A 20515-nucleotide genomic window follows, 5' to 3' on the forward strand; every position below is an offset into this window, starting at 1 on the left:
CGGTGCCGCCTCCGGCGCGTGCGGAGTAGGTTCGTCCCGATCGACGCGAAAGGCTGACCATGTCCCGACTCTTCGGTACCGACGGTGTGCGGGGGCTCGCCAACGGCCCCGTCATCACCGCGGAGCTGGCCCTCGACCTGAGCATCGCCGCGGCCCACGTGCTCGGCGAGCCGGACCGGCGGCACGGGCGGCGGCCGCGGGCCGTCGTCGGCCGCGACCCGCGCGCCAGCGGCGAGTTCCTCTCCGCCGCGGTCTGCGCCGGGCTGGCCTCGGCCGGCGTCGACGTCCACAACGTCGGGGTCCTCCCCACGCCGGCCGTCGCCTACCTCACCGCCGACATGGGAGCCACCTTCGGGGTGATGCTCTCGGCGTCGCACAACGCGATGCCCGACAACGGCATCAAGTTCTTCGCCGAGGGCGGCCACAAGCTCCCCGACCGGGTCGAGGACGAGATCGCCGAGCGGATGGGCCAGGAGTGGGAGCGGCCGGTGGGCGCCGAGGTCGGGCGCATCCACGAGAACCGCGCGGGGCAGGCCCGGTACGTCGCCCACCTGCTGCGGACCCTGCCGAACCGGCTCGACGGCCTCACCGTCGTCATCGACGGTGCGCACGGGGCGGCCAGCGCCGTCTCGCCCGAGGTCTTCCGGCTCGCCGGCGCCGACGTCGTCGAGATCGGTACCGACCCCGACGGGCTGAACATCAACGACGGCTACGGCTCGACCCACCTCGACCGGCTGCGCGCAGCCGTCATCGAGCGCGGCGCGCACCTCGGCATCGCCCATGACGGCGACGCCGACCGCTGCCTCGCGGTCGACCACACCGGCACCGAGGTCGACGGCGACCAGATCATGGGCATCCTCGCGCTGGCCCTCAAGGACCGCGGCGCCCTGACGCACGACACCCTCGTCGCCACGGTCATGAGCAACCTCGGGCTGCTCCAGGCCATGGAGCGCCACGGGATCTCGGTCGTGCAGACCGGGGTCGGCGACCGCTACGTCCTCGAGGAGATGCGCCGCTCGGGCCACTCGCTCGGCGGCGAGCAGTCCGGCCACGTCATCATGCTCGACCACGGCACCACCGGCGACGGCGTGCTCACCGGGCTGATGCTCGCCGCCCGCGTCGCCGAGACCGGCCGCCCGCTCGCCGAGCTCGCGACCGTGATGACCCGCCTCCCGCAGGTGCTCGTCAACGTCAAGGGCGTCGACACCAGCCGGGTCGACGGCGACGCCGGTGTGCAGGAGGCGGTCCGGGAGGCCACGAGCGTCCTCGACGGCTCCGGGCGCGTCCTGCTGCGCAAGTCCGGCACCGAGCCGGTCGTGCGGGTCATGGTCGAGGCCGGCACCCACGACGAGGCGGAGGACACCGCCACCCGCCTCGCCGCTGTCGTCAAGGAGCGCCTGGCGCTCTGAGCGCCCGCCCGGGTCAGTCGTCGTCCGGCTCGCGGGTGAAGCGCTCGCCGGTCACCGGGTCGAGCGCCTGCACCCCCTCGGGGAGGTTGGAGAGGTCCTCGGCGATGACGATCTCGGGCAGGCCCGAGTCGGGCATCCGGGCGGCGGTGGCGTCGACGTACGGACCGGCGAGGACGAGGTCGCGCGACGTGCGCATCGAGAGCGTCCGGCCCATGAAGAACTCCTCGTCGACCCCCCACCAGAGGAACATCAGGACGACGCCGAGGCCGAGCGCGAGCAGCCCGGTGACGCCCACCGCGCCGTAGCCGAAGATCGTGATCGGCGTCCCGGCGTCGTCGGTGAGCCACTGGGGTCGAGGAACTGCTTGAGGCCGTAGGCGAACGTCGCGAGCATGATGACGCCGCCGAGCAGCGGGATGATGCCCTGCATGAGCAGGTCGCGAGGGGTGTGCCACAACGTCTTCCGGTAGTACCAGACGCAGACGAACCCGGTGAGCCCGTAGTAGAAGGCGATCATCAGGCCGATCGAGCCGATGAGGGCCGTGAGCAGGTTGGTGCCGAGCGCGGTGAAGGCGAGGTAGAAGACCGCCGACACCAGGCCCATCCCCACGGTCGCCACGGTGGGCGTGAGGTTCTTCGGGTGCACCCGGGCGAACGCGCGCGGCAGGGCGCGGAAGACACCCATCGAGAGGGCCGTGCGCGCGGTCGGCAGGATGGTCGTCTGGGTCGACGCCGAGGCCGAGGTGAGGATCGAGGCCGCGAGCAGGGCCATGAAGATCTTGCCCATGACGCTGTCCCCGAACAGGGCCGGCCCGATGGCGTGGAAGACGTCGGCCGCGTTCTCGGGGTTGCCGAGCCCGATGCCGTCGGTGCCGGTCCCGGCGAAGGCGACGGTGGCCACGGCCACGACCGCGTAGGTGAGCAGCAGGAGGACGGTGGAGATGATGGCCGCCCGGCCGGGGGTGCGCCCGGGGTCGTCGGTCTCCTCGTTGCACGCGACGGCGGTGTCCCAGCCCCAGTAGATGAAGAACGCCGTGAGCAGCGCGGGGGCGACCACGTCACCGAAGGACAGCCCGCCCGGCCACAGCCAGGACAGCGACGGCGTCAGGGAGTAGCTCTCGGCGTGGCCGGTCCACACCTTGGCCAGCGCGACGACCGAGAACGCGATCAGGATGACCACCTCGATGCCGAGCAGCGCGTACTGGAGGCGGGCGCTGACCTCGATGCCCTTGTAGCAGATCCAGGTCATCACGGCGATCCACACGAGGCCGGCCACGGTCGACCACAGCGTGCTGTCGGCGAGGTCGGTGAGCCCGACGAGGGTGTAGGAGTAGGACCCCGCGACCTGCGCGAGGTTGGCCATGACGATGACGTCGGCGGCGATGATGCCCCACCCGCCGAGCCAGCCGACCATCGGCCCGAAGGCGCGCGAGGCCCAGGTGAACGTCGTGCCGCAGTCCGGCTCGGCCTTGTTCAGCTCCTGGTAGGAGACGGCGATGAAGTACATGGGGATGAACGCGAGCACGAGGATGGCCGGCGCCTTGACGCCGGCGAGCAGTGCGCCGCCGGACGCGACGACGAGGCCGAGGCTGGCCGCGAGCGAGTAGGCGGGGGCCGTGGAGGCCATCCCCACGACGACGCTCGAGACCAGCCCGAGGGCGCCGCCCTTGAGGCCCTTCTCCGAGGCCTCGGGGTACCCGATCGGGGCCTCGTCGGTGGGTGCGGTCATCTGCTCCTCCTGCTCCCTGCGTGCGGACGTCCGGCGAGCGAACAGTAGGGCCGCGGGAGGCTGCACCGGAAGGGGTGTTCCCCGGGGGAGTGCCGGGCTTCCACGGCCCGGGAATGGCCCGGCGGTGGCGGGGGTTGGCCCTGAGGACCACCCTGTCGACATCGAAGGAGAGCCTCCGTGCCCCACGAGTCCGTGACCAAGAAGTTCTACAGCATCGCCGCCACCTCCACCGGCGGCCGCGACGGCCACACGAAGAGCGCCGACGGCACCGTCGACGTGCGCCTCGGCAAGCCGAGCACCTCGAACCCGGTCGCCAACCCGGAGACGCTCTTCGCCGCGGGCTACGCGGCCTGCTACAACGGCGCGCTCGCCCACGTGGCCCAGCGCGACGGCATCGACGTCACCGGCGCCGAGACCACCGCCGACGTGACGCTCGGCGAGACGGCCACCGGTGTCGGCCTCGCGGTCGAGATCGTCACGACGATCCCCGGGGTCGACGCCGAGACCGCGCAGGCCCTCGCCGACAAGGCGCACGAGTTCTGCCCCTACAGCAAGGCCACCCGCGGCAACATCGACGTCACCGTCGTGGGCAAGCCCGCCTGACCCGCCGCAGCACCCCGTCGGCCTCCTCCCGTGTCACGGGAGGAGGCCGACGACGTGTCGGGCGATCTGGAAGCACGCGGTGGCCGCCGGGGAGGGTGCGTTGAGGACGTGGACGCAGCGCCCCGAGCGCTCGACGAGGAAGTCGTCCACGAGGCCGCCGTCCGGGCGCACGGCCTGGGCACGCACGCCGGCGTCGGCCGGGCGCAGGTCCTCGTCCTGCAGGGCGGGGACGAGCCGCCGGAGGCTGTCGCCGAACCGCCGCTCGCTGAGCGAGCGCGCGACCTCCTGGGCGCCGGTGCGCACCTGGTGGCGGGCCAGCCGCCAGAACCCGGGGTAGGCGAGGGTGCCGGCGAGGTCGCGCGGCGCGACGTCCCGCCACCGGTAGCCCTCCCGGGCCAGCGCGAGGACGGCGTTGGGTCCGGCGTGCACGTGGCCGTCGATGCCGCGCGTCAGGTGCACACCGAGGAACGGCAGCTCGGGGTCGGGGACCGGGTAGACGAGGCCGCGGACGAGGTGGGTCGCCCCGGGGGCCAGCTCGCGGTACTCGCCGCGGAACGGGACGATGCGCACCGACGGGTCGTGGCCGAGGCGACGGGCGACGACGTCGGTGTGCAGGCCCGCGCAGTTGACGACGAGGTCGGCCGGCACGGGGCCACCGCTCGTCTCGACCGTCACCTCGGTCGCGCCCTCACGGGCGCCGAGCACCTCGGCGCCGAGCCGGAGGTCCGCGCCGGCCGCCGCGAGCCGCTCGACGAGGGCGGCACACACCGCGGGGTAGTCGATGATCCCCGTCTCCGGCACGTGCAGCGCGGCGAGGGCCGCCACGTGCGGCTCGTGCTCGCGGGCTTCGTCGGCGTCGATCTCGCGCACCGCGAGGCCGTTGGCCAGGCCGCGCTGGCGCAGGGCCTCGAGGCGCGGGAGCTCGGCGCGGTCGGTGGCGACGACGAGCTTGCCGGTGACGGCGTGGGGGATGTCGGCTTCCTCGGCGAAGGCGAGCAGCTCGGCGACGCCCGCGCGGCACCAGCGCGCCTTCGCGCTGCCGGGGGCGTAGTAGAGACCGGAGTGGACGACCCCGCTGTTGCGTCCGGTCTGGTGCTTCGACCAGCCGGTCTCCTTCTCCAGCACCGTGACCCGTACGGAGGGGTCGTCGGTGACCAGCCGGTGGGCCACGGCCAGCCCGACGATGCCACCCCCACGACCACGACCCGACGCGTCATGACCGGCCCCCGTCGCCCTGGGCGGCGATGATGCGCGCGTACTCCCGTCCCGAGTCCTTGACGGTGCGGACCTGGGTGTCGTAGTCGACGTGGACGATGCCGAAGCGCTGGTCGTACCCGTAGGCCCACTCGAAGTTGTCGAGCAGGCTCCAGGCGAAGTAGCCCCGGACGTCCGTGCCGGCGGCGACGGAGTCGGCGAGGGCCCCGAGGTGCGCCGTGAGGTAGCCGACCCGCTCGGGGTCGTGGACGCCGCCGTCGGGGGAGACGGTGTCGTGCCAGGCGGAGCCGTTCTCGGTGACGTAGACCGGCAGGCCGCTCTCGCGCGCCGAGCGCTCGACGATCGCCCGGTGCGACTCCGGCGACTGCTCCCATCCCATCGAGGTGAGCGGGGGCCGCGGCGGGAGCTCGTCGACGCGCTCGCACCCCGGGAGGAGGTGGGTGTCGCCGGTGGGGTCGGCGCCGTCGAACGTGGCCCGCACGCGGGTCGGGAAGTAGTTGTTGACACCGAGGTTGTCGAGCGGGGCCGCGATGGTCGCGAGGTCGCCGTCGTGGACGAACGAGCCGTCGGTGAGGTGCGCGACGTCGTCGAGCATCCCCTCGGGGTAGGCACCGTGGAACAGCGGACCGAAGAAGACGCCGTTGAGGGCGTTGTCGGCCCGGCGCACGGCATCGAGGTCGGCCTCGGTGGCGTCCTCGGGGCCGTGGACCTGGGTGGGGTTGAGGGTGATCGAGACCTCGGCATCGGCGCAGTGCGCGCGGATGACGGGCACGGCCGTGCCGTGGGCGAGCATCAGGTGGTGGGCGGTCAGCAGGCCCTCCATCGGGTCGCGGTGCCCGGGGGCGTGCGCGCCGATGGCGTGGCTGAGCATCGAGGAGCACCACGGCTCGTTGAGCGTCGTCCAGTTCCGGACCCGGTCACCGAGCGCGCCGACGACGACCTCGGCGTAGTCGGCGAACCACCCGGCGACGTCGCGCGAGCGCCAGCCCCCGCGGTCCTCGAGGGCCTGCGGGAGATCCCAGTGGTAGAGCGTGACGACCGGGCGGATGCCGGCGCCGAGCAGCTCGTCGACGAGCCGGTCGTAGAACGCGACCCCGAGCGGGTTGGGGGTGCCGACGCCCTCGGGCAGGATGCGCGGCCACGCGACGGAGAAGCGGTAGGCCTCCAGGCCGAGGTCGCGCATCAGGGCGACGTCCTCGGGAACCCGGTGGTAGTGGTCGCAGGCGACCGCGCCGGTGTCACCGTTCGCGACCTTGCCCGGCGTGGCCGAGAAGGTGTCCCAGATCGACGGCCCCCGCCCGTCCTCCGTCGTCGCGCCCTCGATCTGGTAGCTGGCCGTGGCCGCTCCCCAGAGGAAGCCGGCCGGGAAGGTGGGGGTGCTCGTCATGGCGGCAACCTACCGGGCGGGCCGTACCTCGTCGCCGAGGCGGACCTCGCCCGTGACCTCGGGGACGAGCTGGACCGCGAACCAGGTGCTGCCGTCCCACCGGCGGTGCCGGGCGAGGGTGCGGATGGGCTCGTGGCCGCCGGCGAGCGTCGCGGGGTCGATGGTCGTCATGACGCAGCGGTCGACGGGCTTGACGACCCGGAAGGTGACCGCGCCGACGGTGACGGTGCGCCAGTGGTCCTCCGCGAAGGGCTCGAGGTCCCCGTCGACGACGAGGTTGGGACGGAACCGGGCCATCGGGATCTCGACCGGCTCCTCCCCGCGCTCCAGCGCCGTCTCGGTCACCCAGTCCTGGAGTCGGCGAAGGGACGCGGCCGAGGCGAGCGTCACGGGGTAGCCGTCGGCGAAGGCCGTGGCCTCACCCGGCCGGGCGTGGGCGGGATTGAGCGCGCGCGGCTCGGCGACGTGGACGAGCCGCACGTCGTCGTGCCCCAGGGCGGACCGCAGCCAGGCGGCGGCCTCCGGGCCGGCGTCCCGACCGCTGAGCGGGCGCGCGTGGACGGTGACCGGGTGCGCGTCCCCGCGTGGCTCGTCGACGAGGAGCGGGTCGTGACCGGATGCGGTGAGCCGCAACGCGTTCGACACGGACGGGTCGGTGTCGGGGGTGTCGGCCGTCAGGGCGAACATCGCGTGGTGCTCGCGCGCGGTGAGGCACTCGCCGGCCGCGTCGACGACCATCCAGCGCCGGTCGTCGCGCAGGCCCCAGGCCTCGACGGCCGCCCGGCGGACGGGCCGGATGGCCGTGCTCTTGACCGGGTGGAGGGCGAGGGCCTCGAGCGTGCCGCTCACGCGACCGGGCTGATCCGGCCCGTGTCGACGTCGTACATGAAGCCGCCGACGAGGGCACGCCGGCCGATGAGCGGGTGCGAGCGCAGGACGTGGACGTCGTGCTCGAGAGCGGCCTGCTGGTCGGTGACGACGTTGAAGTCGTGCCAGGAGGCGTCGACGCCGGCGGACTCGCCGACGCGCTGCTGCAGCTCCTCCTCGGTGTTCGAGGCGACGGCGCAGCGGGTGTGCGGGACGACGAGGATGCGGTCGACGTTGAGCAGGTGCACCCCGAGGACGAGGGCCTCGAGGGCCTGCGGGGTGACCCGGCCGCCGGGGTTGCGGAAGATCTTGGCGTCGCCGGGGTGCAGCCCGAGCATCGCCAGCGGGGCGATGCGCGAGTCCATGCAGGTGACGATGGCGACCCCGGCCCGCGCCACGCCGTCGAAGCCGGCGAGGTCGAAGGAGTCGGCGAAGGCCTTGTTGGCGGCGAGCAGGTCGTCGAAGTCGGTGGGTACGCGCGGGGTCTCGGTCACAGCAGTCCGGTCCTCTTCTCGATGGTGAACGCCACGGGCTTGGTGACGGCGGCGAAGAAGTCCTCGCCCTTGTCGTCGACGACGACGAACGCCGGGAAGTCCTCGACCTCGATCTTCCAGACCGCCTCCATGCCGAGTTCCGGGTACTCGAGCACCTCGACGCTGCGGATGCAGTCCTGGGCGAGGCGGGCGGCCGGGCCGCCGATCGAGCCGAGGTAGAAGCCGCCGTGGGCCTTGCACGCGTCGGTGACCTGCTGGCTGCGGTTGCCCTTGGCGAGCATGACCATCGAGCCACCGGCGGCCTGGAACTGGTCGACGTAGGAGTCCATCCGGCCGGCCGTCGTCGGGCCGAACGAGCCCGACGGCATCCCCTCGGGGTCTTGGCCGGGCCGGCGTAGTAGACGGGGTGGTCCTTGAGGTACTGCGGCATCTCCTCGCCGGCGTCGAGCCGTTCCTTGATCTTGGCGTGCGCGATGTCGCGGGCCACGACGAGCGGGCCGGTGAGGCTGAGCCGGGTCTTGACCGGATGCTTCGTCAGCTCGGCGAGGATCTCGGCCATCGGCCGGTTGAGGTCGATGGGCACGACCGCGCCGGCGCCGGTACCACTGACGCCCTCGGCGTCCTCGAGGCCGTCGTGGGTCTGCTCGGGGAGGAAGCGGGCGGGGTCGGTCTCGAGCTGCTCGATGAACACGCCCTCGGGAGTGATCTTCCCGAGCACCTGGCGGTCGGCGGAGCAGGACACGGCGATGGCCACGGGGAGGCTGGCGCCGTGGCGGGGGAGGCGGACGACCCGCACGTCGTGGCAGAAGTACTTGCCGCCGAACTGCGCGCCGATGCCGAACTCGCGGGTCAGCTCGAGGACGCGCTCCTCGAGCTCGGTGTCGCGGAAGCCGTGGCCGGTGGCGGGGTCGCCCTGCTTGGGGAGGTGGTCGAGGTACTTCGCGCTGGCGTACTTGGCTGTCTTGAGGGCGAACTCGGCGCTCGTGCCGCCGATGACGATGGCGAGGTGGTACGGCGGGCAGGCGGCGGTGCCGAGGCCACGGAGCTTCTCGTCGAGGAAGCGGAGCATCCCCTCGGGGTTGAGGATCGCCTTGGTCTCCTGGAACAGGAAGGACTTGTTGGCGCTGCCGCCACCCTTGGCCATGAAGAGGAACTTGTAGGTGGTCTCGTGGCCCGGAGCGGTGTCGGCGTAGAGCTCGACCTGTGCGGGGAGGTTGGAGCCGGTGTTGCGCTCCTCCCAGGTCGTGACCGGTGCCATCTGGCTGTAGCGGAGGTTGAGGCGCGTGTAGGCGTCGTAGACACCGCGGCTCAGCGCCTCCTCGTCGGTGCCCTCGGTGAGCACGTGCTGGCCGCGCTTGCCCATGACGATGGCCGTACCGGTGTCCTGGCACATCGGGAGGATGCCGCCGGCCGCGATGTTCGCGTTCTTCAGGAGGTCGAGGGCGACGAACTGGTCGTTGTTGCTGGCCTCGGGGTCGGCGAGGATGTTCGCGAGCTGCTGGAGGTGGGCCGGCCGCAGGTAGTGGGCGATGTCGTGCATCGCGGTCTCGGTGAGCAGGCGCAGCGCCTCGGGGGAGACCTGGAGGAAGCGGCGGCCGCCCGGGCCGTCGACGACCTCCACGCCCTCGGTGGTCAGGAGCCGGTACGGCGTCTCGTCGGCGCCGACGGGCAGGAGGTCCTCGTAGGCGAAGTCGGTCATCGGATCTCCTCCCGCGTGGGGGCGTAGGCGCCGGCGCGGCGCACGGTGACACCGCTGGTGGCCAGGGCGCGGTCGACGGCCGGCTGCACGTCGGCGAGCGTCGCGGCCGCGAGCCGGGCGCGGGCGGCGGTGCTGCCGAGCAGGCCGTCGTCGAGCAGGCCGGACACGAGCCCTGCCATGAACGAGTCGCCGGCGCCGACGGTGTCGACGACGTCCTTGATGCGGGCGGCGGCACGGCCCTCCTCACCGGACGCCGCCCGCCAGACGACGCCGTCGCCGCCGAGGGTGACCACGGTGAGCGAGGCGCCGAGGGCGGCCCAGCGGGCCATCACGGTGGAGGCGTCGTCGCCGGGGTAGAGCCAGTCGATGTCGTCCTCGGAGCACTTGACGACGTCGGCGAGGGCCACGAGCTCCTCGACGCGGGGGCGCACGTCGTCGACGTCGCCCATGATCGTCGGGCGCACGTTGGGGTCGTACGAGACGGTGCCGTGCTCGCGCGCGCGACGGACGGCCGCGGTGACCTCGGCCTCGCCGGGGCGCAGCGTCGTGGCGATCGAGCCGGTGTGCAGGTGGCCGGTGCCGTCGGGCAGCTGCACCGGCGGCAGGTCCCAGTGCAGGTCGAAGACGTAGGACGCGGCGCCGGCGTCGTCGATGGTGGCCAGCGCGGTGGAGGTGGGGTGCTCGGCGCTCCGGCTGCCGGGCAGGAGGTGCACCCCCCCGACTCGACGTGCTCGGCGCAGCGGTGGCCGCGGGCGTCCTCGCCGACGAGGCAGGCGAAGTGCGTGTCGTGCCCGAGGCGGGCCAGCCCGAGGGCGACGTTGGCGGGCGAACCCCCGACGTGCTCGGCGCTGCTCCCGTCGGGGTAGCTGACGATGTCGACGAGCAGCTCGCCGACGACGACGACCGGTGGCGCGGTGGCGCTCACGGCATCCCAACCTCTCTGCAGGGCGGTGCGCCGCTCGGCACGGCCGGGAACGGTCGCGGGCGGCGGTCAAACCTTATCGCCGCCGCCGATTGGGAGTCTGCGGGGTCCGTCGGCGACGATGGGGCGGTGACCACGCCCAGCGCGCCCCCGTCGGGTTCCCCGGCGCCCGCGCCGACCAGCCGCTACTCGATGGGGTCGACGAAGAATCTCGTCCTGTCGCTGCTCGCGGTGCTCGGCATGGTCCTGCTCCTCGTCCTCCTCGTGCCCCGGGTCGACTCGGTCGGGGGCCGCCGGTCGACGTCCACGCGAAGGCGCTCGAGGTCAAGCAGCAGTCCGGCTGGCCGATCGTCGAGCCGGGCCGCCTGCCGTCGGGGTGGAAGCCCACGTCGGTGCGCTACGTCGGGGTCACCGACGGGTTCATGACGTGGCACGTCGGCTACGAGACGCCGTCCGGCACGTTCCTCGCGGTCGAGCAGACGAAGGACCCGAGCCGAGCCTGGATCGCCGCGCAGACCAACCGGGCTCCGCGCGAGGGCAGCCTGTCCGTCGCGGGGAGGACCTGGGAGAAGTACGTACGGGACAACAAGGTCCAGAACAGCCTCCTGACCGTGCCGCCCTCCGGGTCCGGCGAGCTCGCGACGCTCGTCACCGGGACGGCGAGCTTCGAGGACATGACGACCTACATCGAGTCGCTCCAGCCGGTCCGGTGACCGGGCGGGTCGAGGTCCTCGCCACGGAGCGCGCCGCGGCCCTGGCGTCCGCGCCGTTCACGTACGGGCCGCCCGGAGGGTTCGCGGGCACCTCGCGGCCGGGGTTCCACGTGCTGTCGCGCTCGCTGGTGATGGAGGGGGCGTCGCTCGAGGCGTGCGCCGAGGTGGTGCTCGGCTGGGGCGTCCAGACCGGTGTCGGCATCGGGGTGCGGGCCTCCTCGCCGCGGGTCGAGCCGGGGGTGGTGGCCGACCTGCGCCTCGGGGTGGGGCCCCTCGCCCTCGTGGCCCCGGTCCGCGTCGTCGACGTCGTCGACGAGCCGGGTCGTCGGGGGTTCGCGTACGGCACCCTCGTCGGTCACCCGGAGATCGGGGAGGAGAGCTTCGTGCTGTCCGTCGGGCCCGACGGGCGGGTGGTGTTCACCGTCGCGGCGACGTCGCGACCCGGGTCCCGCGCGGCCCGGGTGGGCGGGCCCGTGACGCGCGGGCTGCAGGCGTGGATGGCCGGCCGCTACCTGCGCGCCTGCCTGGCCGCCGCCCGCTGACGCCGCCGCCCGCTTCGGAGCGGTTCCCGGGTGGCCCGGTCCGGCCGCGTCCGGGAGGATCGGACCATGTCGCGGGGGAGCAGCTGGCGCGAGGTCGAGGCGTTCCTCGACGGGCTGGAGGGGGTGCGGCGGCACGAGGACCCACGAGAAGGTCCTGGCCGACGTCGGGTCGGGGGACGTGGCGGTCGTCTGCGCGGCCCTGCGCGACGCGTGGGAGATGCAGCGCGGCTGAGCGACCGATGAGTTCGCGTCGTGGGCCGGGTCCATGCTGGGGACAACCATCCGCACCACGGCAGGAGCACCCCATGGCACGCCAGGTCACCGCCCACCTCTTCAGCTCGGTCAACGGGGTCGTCGAGTCACCGAACGAGTGGCAGTTCGACGCCTTCGGTCCCGAGGAGGGCGAGCTGATGGGCCGGGTCATCGGGCCCGTCACCGACATGGTCCTCGGCCGCACCCTGTGGCAGGAGTGGTCCGAGTACTGGCCCTCCGCGCCGGCCGACGACTTCTTCGCCCAGTTCATCAACCCGCTGCGCAAGCACGTCGTCACGAGCACCCTCGACGGCGAGCTCGGCTGGAACAGCACCCGCATCGAGGGCGACCCCATCGAGTACGTGCGGACGCTCAAGGCCGGCGAGGGTGGAGACATCTCGGTCGGTGGCGGCATCGAGACCGTGCGCTCGCTCTTCCTCGGCGGCGTGGTCGACCGACTCATCCTCACGACCCACCCGGTGGTGGGCGTGGGCCGCAGGCTGTTCGACGAGTCCGTGCCGGTCACCCGGCTGGAGCTGCTCGAGACGACGCAGACCGGGGTCGGCAACGTCATCATGACGTACGCCCTGCGGCCCGCCGACTGAGGTCACTCGCCGTCGGCGGTGATGCGCTCCTCGGCCTCGTCGAGCCACTGGCGGCAGTGCGCGGCCAGGGCCTCGCCCCGCTCCCAGAGCACCATGCTCTCCTCGATGCCGACCTGCCCGCTCTCGAGGCGGGCGACGAGGTCGACGAGCTCGTCGCGCGCCTGCTCGTACCCGAGCGTGGCGACGTCGGCGTTCGGCTCCTCGGCCGGTGTGGTCCCTTCGGCCCGGGCGGCGTCCTTCGGCATGCGGCGAGCCTACCGACGGGCACCGACCTCGGTGGGACGCGGGCGCACCGTGTAGCTGAGGCTGACGAGGGCGTCGACGGCGACGACGAGCCCCCACAGCCGCAGCATCTGCGTCAGCGCCCCCGTGCGCGACGGGTCGCCGATGACGAGCACGGCCAGGCCGAGCAGGCCGGCCCCGACGGCGAACGCGACGAGGTGGCGGGCGAGCCCGCGTCGTTCACGGGCCGCGTGGGCCCGACCCGTCCTCGGGGCCCGCTCGGGCGCCGGGCCGCCGGCGTACCGGTGGGCGAAACGGGCGTCGGCCCAGCGGACCATCGAGTGCCCGAACCCCACGGAGACGCCGAGGTAGACCGCGGCCAGGGCGTGCGCGGTGGTCGCCGTCGCGCCACCGCGCAGGTCGAGCACGGTCGCGGCGAGGAGCACGAGGTCGACGAGGGGTGCCGCGACGAGCAGCCATCCGCCGAGGCGCGGGCGCCGCAGCAGGTAGCGGGTGGCCAGCCCGGCGAGGACGAGGACCCAGAACAGGACCTCGCAGGTGATGATGACGGCGATGAGCACGGTGGTCCCTCCCTTGATTTGATACGACTGTACCAAAACGTCCCACGCGCGCGACCCGGCTGGTAGACAGGGGAGGTGCCCAAGGTCGTCGACCACGTCGCGCGTCGCGAGCAGATCGCCGAGGCGCTGCTCGCCGTCGTCCGGCGCGACGGCGTCGGGGCCGTGTCGGTGCGGTCGGTCGCCGCGCAGGCCGGGCTGTCGGTCGGGTCGATGCGGCACACGGCGACCAGCCAGTCCGACCTCGTCGCCTTCGCGATGGAGGCCGTCGCCGAGCGGGTCGCGTCGCGCATCGGGGCCAGGGTGTCGGGCTGGTCCACCGCGGGGCCTCCTGACGTCGGGGACCTCGTGGAGCTCTGCGGCGAGGTGTTGCCGCTCGACGACGAGCGCCGCGCCGAGGCCGCCGTCTGGCTCGAGCTCGTCACGCTGGCCCGCACCGACCCGACCCTCGCGGACGTCTCGGACGCGGCCCACGCCGGCTTGCGCCGGGTCGCCGACCGGGTCGTCTCCGTGCTCCTGCCGGGCGCCGACCGCCGGACCCTCGCCCGGGAGGCGCTGCGCCTCCACGCGCTGCTCGACGGCCTGGCGCTGCACGGGGTGCTCCACCCGCGCGCCGCCGGCCCCGCGCAGGTGCGGGCCGTCGTGGCCCACCACCTCGCGGCGCTGCGCCGGCCCTAGGGGACCCGACGACGCGGACCCCGAAGTCGCCACGGGCCACCCGCACGCGCAGCAGCTCGTCGGGCTCGAGGTCGGCGGGGTCGGAGACGACGGCGCCGGCGGCCCGCTGCACGACGGCGTAGCCGCGATCCAGGGTCGACTGCGGCGACAGCGTGCGGGCCTGCACGCGCAGGTGGTCGACGCGGTCGCGTTGCCGGTGCAGGACCGCCTCGACCCGCTGGTGGGCTCGCGACGCGAGGGCGTCGACGACCGCGTGCTGCCCCCGGACGAAGGCGCCCTTGTCGGCGAGCACCGGACGGCTGGCGAGCTCGGTGACACGGCGCCGCTCGTGGTGCAGCCGCCCGGCGAGGGCCCGCCGACCCCGGGCGGTGGCCGCCTCGACCCCGCGGTGCTCCGCCTCGGCGTCGGGGACGATCGCCTTCGCGGCGTCGGTGGGGGTGGAGGCGCGGTGGTCGGCGACGAGGTCGAGCAGCGGGGTGTCGACGTCGTGCCCGATGGCGCTGACGACGGGGGTGGTGGCCGCAGCGACCGCCCGCAGGAGCGCCTCGTTCGAGAACGGCAGGAGGTCCTCGACACCGCCGCCGCCCCGCGCGATGACGACGACGTCGACCTCCGGATTCGCGTCGAGCTCGGCGAGCGCCGCCGTGACCTCCGTGACGGCGGCCGCGCCCTGCACGGCGACCGGGCGGATCTCGAAGACCGCGCTCGGCCAGCGGCGCAGCGTGTTCTCGACGACGTCCTTCTCGGCGGCGCTGGCCCGCCCGCAGACCAGCCCGATGCGCCGGGGGAGGAAGGGCAGGGGACGTTTGCGCTCGCGGTCGAAGAGCCCCTCCTGCGCGAGGTGGCGCTTGAGGTACTCGAGCCGCGCGAGCAGCTCGCCGACGCCGACCGGACGGATCTGCCGGGCGTCGAGGACGAGCGAACCGCGCTGGGTCCAGAACGCGGGCTTGGCCTGGAGCACGACGCGGGCGCCCTCGGTGAGCGGACCGGGCATCGCGTCGAGGGCGTTGACGTGGACCGAGCACGACAGGCTCATGTCGACGTCGGGGTCACGCAGGGTGAGGTAGGCGGTGCGGGCGCCCGGCCGGCGGGTCAGCTGGACGACCTGCCCCTCGACCCAGAGCACCGACATCTTCTCGACGTACTCGCCGATCTTCATCGAGAGCAGCCGCACCGGCCACGGGTGCTCGGCGGAGGTGTCGGCGGCCCGCTCAGGGAGCGGAGGGCGCGCCGGGGTGCTCATGGCACCGCACTCTAGGCGTGGGCGCCCACGGGCCCCGCGCGTCCGGGCGATTCGGGTCGGCGCGGGGACCGACCTACGATGGACGGCATGGCTGACCCCACCAAGCGCGTCCTGCTCGCCGCCCCCGCGGGTACTGCGCGGGCGTCGACCGGGCGGTCGTCACCGTCGAGAAGGCCCTCGGCCTCTACGGCGCCCCGTCTACGTGCGCAAGGAGATCGTGCACAACAAGCACGTCGTCACGACCCTGCAGCAGCGCGGCGCGATCTTCGTCGACGAGACCGACGAGGTGCCCGAGGGCGCCACGGTCGTCTTCTCCGCCCACGGGGTCGCCCCCGTCGTCCACGAGGAGGCGCGGGCGCTGAGCCTGCGCACGATCGACGCCACCTGCCCGCTCGTCACCAAGGTGCACCGCGAGGCCGTGCGCTTCGCCGACTCCGACTTCGACATCCTGCTCATCGGCCACGAGGGCCACGAGGAGGTCGTCGGCACCGCCGGCGAGGCGCCCGAGCACATCCAGCTCGTCGACGGCCCCGACGACGTCGTCAACGTCACCGTCCGCGACCCCGAGAAGGTCGTCTGGCTCTCGCAGACCACGCTGTCGGTCGACGAGACGATGGAGACCGTGCGCCGGCTGCGCGAGCGCTTCCCCTCGCTGCAGGACCCGCCGAGCGACGACATCTGCTACGCCACCCAGAACCGCCAGCTCGCCGTCAAGCAGATGGCCGCCGACTGCGACCTGATGATCGTCGTCGGCTCGCGCAACTCCTCGAACTCGGTGCGCCTCGTCGAGGTCGCGCTCGAGCACGGCACGCGCGCCGGACACCTCGTCGACTACGCGGAGGAGATCGACGAGGCGTGGCTCGAGGGTGTGTCGACGGTCGGGGTGACCTCCGGTGCCTCGGTGCCCGAGATCCTCGTCCGCGGGGTGCTCGACTACCTCGCGGCCCGCGGGTACGAGGACGTCGCGCCGGTCGTGGCCGCCGAGGAGTCGCTGATGTTCGCGCTGCCGAACGAGATCCGCCGCGACCTCAAGGCCGCCGGGCTCTCGGACAAGATGCGCCACGACGCGAGCTTCGCCGAGACCGGCTCGCTGCACTGACGCCCGGGAGGTCGTGATGGACGCCCGCGTCACCCTCGCGACGACGCCGGGCGCCCTCGCGCTCGCCGGCCGGCTGCTGCACGAGTTCAACACCGCCTACGACGACCCGACGCCGGGCGCGGACGCGCTCGCGTCCCGGCTCGGCGACCTCGTGGCGTCCGGTGACACCGACGTGCTCGTCGGCGACGAGCACGGGGTGGCCGTCGTCCGGTACCGGGCGTCGCTGTGGAGCGATGCCGACGAGGCCTACCTCGCCGAGCTGTGGGTGGACCCCTCGGTGCGGCGTACGGGGCTCGGACGGGCGCTGCTGCGGGCGGCCCTGGAGCGGGCGCGCGGGCGAGGCTGCGACCTGCTCGACCTCGCGACGAGCGGGGACGACCCGGAGGCGCGGGCCCTCTACGAGAGCGAAGGGCTGCACGCGACCGAGGGCGTCGGCGGGCCCCTCTCGTTCCACTACGAGATCGACCTCTGACCCTCCGGCCCCGGCTCGGGCAGATCGTCGAGGAGCTGCGGGCGGGCGTCCGGTGCCGTGACGGCGTCGATGAGCTCCTGGGCGGTGAGCGGGCGCGGCCCGGAGCGCACCGGCTCGAGGACGTCGAGGTCGTCGGTGACGACGTCGAGCTCGCGCATCCGCCGGGCGGTGACCAGGACCCTCGACTCGAGCGCCCCGACCATCGCGTTGTACGCCTCGACGCTGCCCTGGAGGCTGCGACCGAGCTTGGCGGTGTGGCCGCCGAGGGTGGCCAGCCGGGCGTGCAGCTCGCGGCCGAGGTCGAGCAGCTCGCGGGCGCTGCTGGAGAGGGCGTCCTGCTGCCAGGTGAAGGCCACCGTGCGCAGGAGGGCCAGCAGCGCGCCCGGGCCGACGAGGACGACGCGCTGGGCGAGCGCGCGCTCGTGGAGGGAGGGCTGGGCGGCGAGCGCGGCACCGAGCATCGCGTCGCTGGGGACGAAGCACACGACGACCTCGGGGCCGTCGCGGAAGGCCGACCAGTACTCCTTGCCCGAGAGCGCGGCGACGTGGGAGGCGAGCCCGTCGGCGTGCCGGCGCAGCAGGGCCGCGCGCTCGTCGTCGGCCAGGTCCTCGGCCTGGGCGTCGAGGAAGTGGGTCATCGGGGCCTTGGCGTCGACGACGAGGGACTTGCCGCCGGGCAGCCGGACGACGACGTCTGGGCGGACCCGCCGGTCGTGGGCGCTCAGAGCGGTGACCTGCTCGTCGAAGTCGCAGCGGGCGAGCATCCCGGACGCCTCGAGGACGCGGCGCAGCTGCACCTCGCCCCAGGCGCCGCGCACCGACGAGGAGCGCAGCGAGCCGGCGAGCGAGGCCGTGGCGCGCCCCAGGCCCTGGGTCTCGGACTCGACGCGCCCGAGGAGGGAACGCAGCGAGCCGAACTGCTCGACCCGGTCGCGCTCGAGCACGCCGACGTGCTGCTCGACCCGCACGAGGGCGTCCTTGAGCGGGGCGAGCAGGGCGGCGGTCTCCATGTCCTCGGCGAGCGAGGTCTCGAGGTCGAGCACCCGCTCGCGCAGCAGGTCGCGCTCGGTCTCGACCGAGGCGACCCGGGCCGCGAACACCAGCCGCGCCACGGCGGCCGCCCCGAGCGCACCGAGGACCACCCCGAGGAGAACCCACACCCATCCGTCCATGCCGTGATGCTCGCAGCGACCACCGACAGGCGCGGCAATCCACGCCGGGCGGGGGGTCCGAACCACGCACGACCCTCGCGGCAGCCTGCCGCCACACCGGAAGGACGCCCCCGTGCCCGTGCTCCAGGACTTCTCCGCCACCACCCTCTCCGGTGCGCCACAGACGCTCGACGACTACGCCGGCCAGGTCGTGCTCGTCGTCAACACCGCGTCGCAGTGCGGCTTCACCCCGCAGTACGACGGGCTCGAGGCGCTCTGGCAGGAGTACCGCGACCAGGGGCTCGTCGTGCTCGGCTTCCCCTGCAACCAGTTCGGCGGCCAGGAGCCCGGGAGCGCCGAGGACATCGGCGAGTTCTGCCGGGTCAACCACGGGGTGACCTTCCCGCTCTTCGACAAGGTCGAGGTCAACGGCGACGACGCCCACCCGCTCTTCCGCTGGCTGCGCAGCGAGGCGAAGGGCGCCCTGGGCAGCGAGAAGATCAAGTGGAACTTCACGAAGTTCCTCGTCGGCCGTGACGGGCAGCCGATCAAGCGGTTCGGGTCGAGCACGAAGCCCGAGAAGCTGCGCGGCGCCATCGAGAAGGCCCTCGCCGCCTGAGGCGTCCGGCGGGCGGTCCCGGACGGAGGATCGTCCCCGCCATGACGGGGGCGATCCTCCGATCGGCGCGGCCTCCGGGCGGCCCGGGCTCTCGCGTAGCCTCGGGTCCATGGCCAGACGCGAGGAGACCGAGGCCGAGCGCCTGCGCCGCATCGCCATCCTCAACAACCGGTTGCCGAAGAAGCGCAACATCGCCCAGGGCCTGCTGCGCAACCCGGCCGGCCTCGTCCTCCTGTGCGAGCTGTCCTACAAGCAGGAGTGGGACCTGCCGGGTGGCGTCGTCGACCCCGGCGAGCCGCCCGCCACCACCGTGTCGCGCGAGATCGACGAAGAGCTGGGGCTCGAGGTCGCGGTCGGCGGGCTCGTCGCCGTCAACTGGCTGCCCCCGTGGCGCGGCTGGGACGACGCACACCTCTTCCTCTTCGACCTCGGGGTCTTCGACGGCGAGCTCGACCCGGCCCGCTTCCTTCCGCGCGAGATCGCCGGCGCCCACTGGGTCGACCCGGCGGCCGCCGCCGACCACGTGGCCCCGTACACGGCCCGGATGCTCACCGCCGTCGCCTCGTGGTCGCCGGGGGAGACCCTGTACCTCGAGGACGGCGCGCTGCCCGGCGGCGCCGCGTGATCGCGGCATGAAGGACGAGAACCGCCTCGCGCTCGTGCTGCTCGGGGCGCTGGCGCTCGTGAGCGTCGGCATTGTCGGCTACATCGTCGTCTCCGCGCTCACCGCCTGACCCATCTCTCGGGCACGGGCCGCCCACGCGACGATTTCGGCCCGCCGGGGCCGGTGCGGCACGATGGGTGGTCGCGCCCGCCCGTCCGGCCGGCGCGCGCACGAACCCCAGGAGGACGCGCCGTGGCGCTCACCATCGGAATCGTCGGGCTGCCGAACGTCGGCAAGTCGACGATGTTCAACGCCCTCACGAAGAACAACGTGCTGGCGGCGAACTACCCGTTCGCGACCATCGACCCCAACGTCGGTGTCGTCCCGCTCCCCGACGAGCGGCTGGCCCGCCTCGCCGAGATCTTCGGCAGCGAGAAGATCCTCCCGGCCACCGTCTCCTTCGTCGACATCGCCGGCATCGTGCGCGGCGCGTCCGAGGGGGAGGGCCTGGGCAACAAGTTCCTCGCGAACATCCGTGAGGCGGACGCCATCTGCCAGGTCGTGCGGGCCTTCGAGGACGGCGACGTCGTCCACGTCGACGGCGCGGTCTCGCCCGAGTCGGACATGGAGACCATCCACACGGAGCTCGTCCTCGCCGACCTCCAGACCCTCGAGAAGGCCGTCGCGCGGCTCGAGAAGGAGGCGCGGATCAAGAAGGAGTCCAAGCCGCTCCTCGACAACGCCCTGGCCGCGCAGAAGGTGCTCGAGGCGGGTCACACGCTGTACGCGCACGGTGCCGCCGCCGGGGTCGACCTCGCGATGGCCGCCGGGCTCGGCCTGCTGACCACCAAGCCCTTCATCTACGTCTTCAACCTCGACGAGGACCAGCTCGCCGACACCGACCTGCACGCCCGCCTCGCCGCTCTCGTCGCGCCGGCCGACGCGGTGTTCCTCAACGCCAAGCTCGAGATGGACCTCATGGAGATGTCCGAGGAGGACGCCCTCGAGATGCTCCAGTCCTTCGGCGCGGAGGAGTCGGGCCTCGACCAGCTGGCGCGCGTCGGGTTCCACACCCTCGGGCTGCAGACCTACCTCACGGCCGGCCCCAAGGAGTCGCGGGCCTGGACGATCCGGCAGGGCTGGACCGCCCCGCAGGCCGCCGGCGTCATCCACACCGACTTCCAGCGTGGCTTCATCAAGGCGGAGATCGTCTCGTTCTCCGACCTCGACGAGCTCGGCTCGATGGCCGCCGCCAAGGCCGCCGGCAAGGCGCGCATGGAGGGCAAGGACTACGTCATGCAGGACGGCGACGTCGTGGAGTTCCGCTTCAACGTCTGACGCGCACCGTCGCCGATGACGACCCTACCCTCACGTGAGGGTAGGGTCGGGCGTGGCCCGGATGACGCCGTGCGC

20 protein-coding genes and 4 pseudogenes are annotated in these 20515 nt (G+C 73.3%); 11 read left to right on the forward strand and 13 right to left on the reverse strand.

Annotation, left to right across the window (positions count from 1 at the left end):
• The first annotated feature begins 59 nt into the window (after window positions 1-59).
• Window positions 60-1409, forward strand: a complete 1350-nt coding sequence (glmM, locus tag G7075_RS01375) for a phosphoglucosamine mutase (protein WP_166118107.1) — start codon at window positions 60-62, stop codon at window positions 1407-1409.
• A gap of 13 nt (window positions 1410-1422) precedes the next feature.
• On the opposite strand, the gene G7075_RS20115 is transcribed toward glmM, so the two are convergent.
• Window positions 1423-1704 carry a hypothetical protein gene (locus G7075_RS20115; RefSeq protein ID WP_205860594.1) on the reverse strand — a complete coding sequence of 94 codons (282 nt, stop codon included), beginning with the start codon at window positions 1702-1704 and terminating at the stop codon, window positions 1423-1425.
• A complete protein-coding gene (locus G7075_RS01380; protein WP_205860595.1) occupies window positions 1659-3137 on the reverse strand; it encodes an APC family permease in 1479 nt (492 codons plus the stop codon). The genes G7075_RS20115 and G7075_RS01380 overlap by 46 nt, the downstream gene beginning before the upstream one ends.
• Before the next feature lie 177 nt (window positions 3138-3314).
• Between G7075_RS01380 and G7075_RS01385 the strand changes: the two genes are divergently transcribed.
• Window positions 3315-3740 (forward strand): Ohr family peroxiredoxin, encoded by a 426-nt coding sequence (locus G7075_RS01385; RefSeq protein WP_166118110.1) that lies wholly within the window; start codon window positions 3315-3317, stop codon window positions 3738-3740.
• 33 nt (window positions 3741-3773) lie between these two features.
• Here G7075_RS01385 and lhgO read toward each other — a convergent pair whose 3' ends face one another.
• The 7 genes and pseudogenes from lhgO to G7075_RS22355 all read right to left on the reverse strand — a co-directional run.
• Window positions 3774-4910: an L-2-hydroxyglutarate oxidase gene (gene lhgO / locus G7075_RS01390; protein WP_240917804.1), complete on the reverse strand. Its 1137-nt coding sequence runs from the start codon at window positions 4908-4910 to the stop codon at window positions 3774-3776.
• A gap of 43 nt (window positions 4911-4953) precedes the next feature.
• Window positions 4954-6342: a GH1 family beta-glucosidase gene (locus G7075_RS01395; RefSeq protein WP_166118113.1), complete on the reverse strand. Its 1389-nt coding sequence runs from the start codon at window positions 6340-6342 to the stop codon at window positions 4954-4956.
• Window positions 6343-6351: 9 nt separating this feature from the next.
• Window positions 6352-7191: an MOSC domain-containing protein gene (locus G7075_RS01400; protein ID WP_166118116.1), complete on the reverse strand. Its 840-nt coding sequence runs from the start codon at window positions 7189-7191 to the stop codon at window positions 6352-6354.
• Window positions 7188-7703 (reverse strand): carbonic anhydrase, encoded by a 516-nt coding sequence (locus tag G7075_RS01405; RefSeq protein ID WP_166118119.1) that lies wholly within the window; start codon window positions 7701-7703, stop codon window positions 7188-7190. The genes G7075_RS01400 and G7075_RS01405 overlap by 4 nt, the downstream gene beginning before the upstream one ends.
• Window positions 7700-9402, reverse strand: a pseudogene (locus G7075_RS01410) (fumarate hydratase). The gene G7075_RS01405 and the pseudogene G7075_RS01410 overlap by 4 nt, the downstream one beginning before the upstream one ends.
• The gene (locus tag G7075_RS01415) at window positions 9399-10115 is read right to left on the reverse strand and encodes a carbohydrate kinase family protein (RefSeq protein WP_371814150.1); all 717 of its coding nucleotides are present in this window, start codon (window positions 10113-10115) and stop codon (window positions 9399-9401) included. The pseudogene G7075_RS01410 and the gene G7075_RS01415 overlap by 4 nt, the downstream one beginning before the upstream one ends.
• Window positions 10116-10177: 62 nt before the next feature.
• Window positions 10178-10327 (reverse strand): annotated as a pseudogene (locus G7075_RS22355) (carbohydrate kinase); the annotation flags it as partial.
• Here G7075_RS22355 and G7075_RS01420 point away from each other — a divergent pair.
• The 3 genes from G7075_RS01420 (at window position 10309) to G7075_RS01430 (ending at window position 12436) form a co-directional block, all read left to right on the forward strand.
• The gene (locus tag G7075_RS01420; RefSeq protein ID WP_240917805.1) at window positions 10309-11037 is read left to right on the forward strand and encodes a DUF4245 domain-containing protein; all 729 of its coding nucleotides are present in this window, start codon (window positions 10309-10311) and stop codon (window positions 11035-11037) included. The pseudogene G7075_RS22355 and the gene G7075_RS01420 overlap by 19 nt on opposite strands.
• Entirely contained in the window at window positions 11034-11579 is a 546-nt protein-coding gene (locus G7075_RS01425) for a DUF1990 family protein (protein ID WP_166118122.1), read from the forward strand. The genes G7075_RS01420 and G7075_RS01425 overlap by 4 nt, the downstream gene beginning before the upstream one ends.
• Before the next feature lie 305 nt (window positions 11580-11884).
• On the forward strand, window positions 11885-12436 hold the full coding sequence (locus tag G7075_RS01430) for a dihydrofolate reductase family protein (protein WP_166118125.1): 552 nt from the start codon (window positions 11885-11887) through the stop codon (window positions 12434-12436).
• A 2-nt stretch (window positions 12437-12438) separates the two neighbouring features.
• Here G7075_RS01430 and G7075_RS01435 read toward each other — a convergent pair whose 3' ends face one another.
• Window positions 12439-12681, reverse strand: coding sequence for an exodeoxyribonuclease VII small subunit (locus G7075_RS01435; protein ID WP_166118128.1), 243 nt, complete (start codon window positions 12679-12681; stop codon window positions 12439-12441).
• A gap of 9 nt (window positions 12682-12690) precedes the next feature.
• Window positions 12691-13239 carry a hypothetical protein gene (locus G7075_RS01440; protein WP_166118131.1) on the reverse strand — a complete coding sequence of 183 codons (549 nt, stop codon included), beginning with the start codon at window positions 13237-13239 and terminating at the stop codon, window positions 12691-12693.
• Window positions 13240-13314: 75 nt separating this feature from the next.
• On the opposite strand from G7075_RS01440, the gene G7075_RS20565 reads away from it, so the two are divergent.
• The gene (locus G7075_RS20565) at window positions 13315-13914 is read left to right on the forward strand and encodes a TetR/AcrR family transcriptional regulator (protein ID WP_240917806.1); all 600 of its coding nucleotides are present in this window, start codon (window positions 13315-13317) and stop codon (window positions 13912-13914) included.
• 22 nt (window positions 13915-13936) lie between these two features.
• On the opposite strand, the pseudogene xseA reads toward G7075_RS20565, so the two are convergent.
• Window positions 13937-15157, reverse strand: a pseudogene (gene xseA / locus G7075_RS01445) (exodeoxyribonuclease VII large subunit); the annotation flags it as partial.
• 87 nt (window positions 15158-15244) lie between these two features.
• On the opposite strand from xseA, the pseudogene G7075_RS01450 reads away from it, so the two are divergent.
• Both G7075_RS01450 and G7075_RS01455 read left to right on the forward strand, forming a co-directional pair.
• A pseudogene (locus G7075_RS01450) lies at window positions 15245-16256 on the forward strand (4-hydroxy-3-methylbut-2-enyl diphosphate reductase).
• A 16-nt stretch (window positions 16257-16272) separates the two neighbouring features.
• Complete coding sequence (locus tag G7075_RS01455; RefSeq protein ID WP_166118137.1) at window positions 16273-16728, forward strand: GNAT family N-acetyltransferase; 456 nt, start codon at window positions 16273-16275, stop codon at window positions 16726-16728.
• Here the strand turns inward: G7075_RS01455 and G7075_RS01460 are convergent.
• The gene (locus G7075_RS01460; RefSeq protein ID WP_166118140.1) at window positions 16710-17900 is read right to left on the reverse strand and encodes a DNA recombination protein RmuC; all 1191 of its coding nucleotides are present in this window, start codon (window positions 17898-17900) and stop codon (window positions 16710-16712) included. The genes G7075_RS01455 and G7075_RS01460 overlap by 19 nt on opposite strands.
• Before the next feature lie 112 nt (window positions 17901-18012).
• Between G7075_RS01460 and G7075_RS01465 the strand changes: the two genes are divergently transcribed.
• The 3 genes from G7075_RS01465 to ychF all read left to right on the forward strand — a co-directional run bounded on the left by G7075_RS01465 (window position 18013) and on the right by ychF (window position 20440).
• Window positions 18013-18498, forward strand: coding sequence for a glutathione peroxidase (locus G7075_RS01465; RefSeq protein WP_166118143.1), 486 nt, complete (start codon window positions 18013-18015; stop codon window positions 18496-18498).
• Between the two features lie 109 nt (window positions 18499-18607).
• On the forward strand, window positions 18608-19123 hold the full coding sequence (locus tag G7075_RS01470; protein WP_166118146.1) for an NUDIX hydrolase: 516 nt from the start codon (window positions 18608-18610) through the stop codon (window positions 19121-19123).
• A 231-nt stretch (window positions 19124-19354) separates the two neighbouring features.
• Entirely contained in the window at window positions 19355-20440 is a 1086-nt protein-coding gene (ychF, locus tag G7075_RS01475; RefSeq protein ID WP_166118151.1) for a redox-regulated ATPase YchF, read from the forward strand.
• The last annotated feature ends 75 nt before the right edge of the window (window positions 20441-20515 follow it).

Origin of the sequence: Phycicoccus sp. HDW14, assembly GCF_011383005.1 — a bacterium.
GTDB lineage: Bacteria > Actinomycetota > Actinomycetes > Actinomycetales > Dermatophilaceae > Phycicoccus.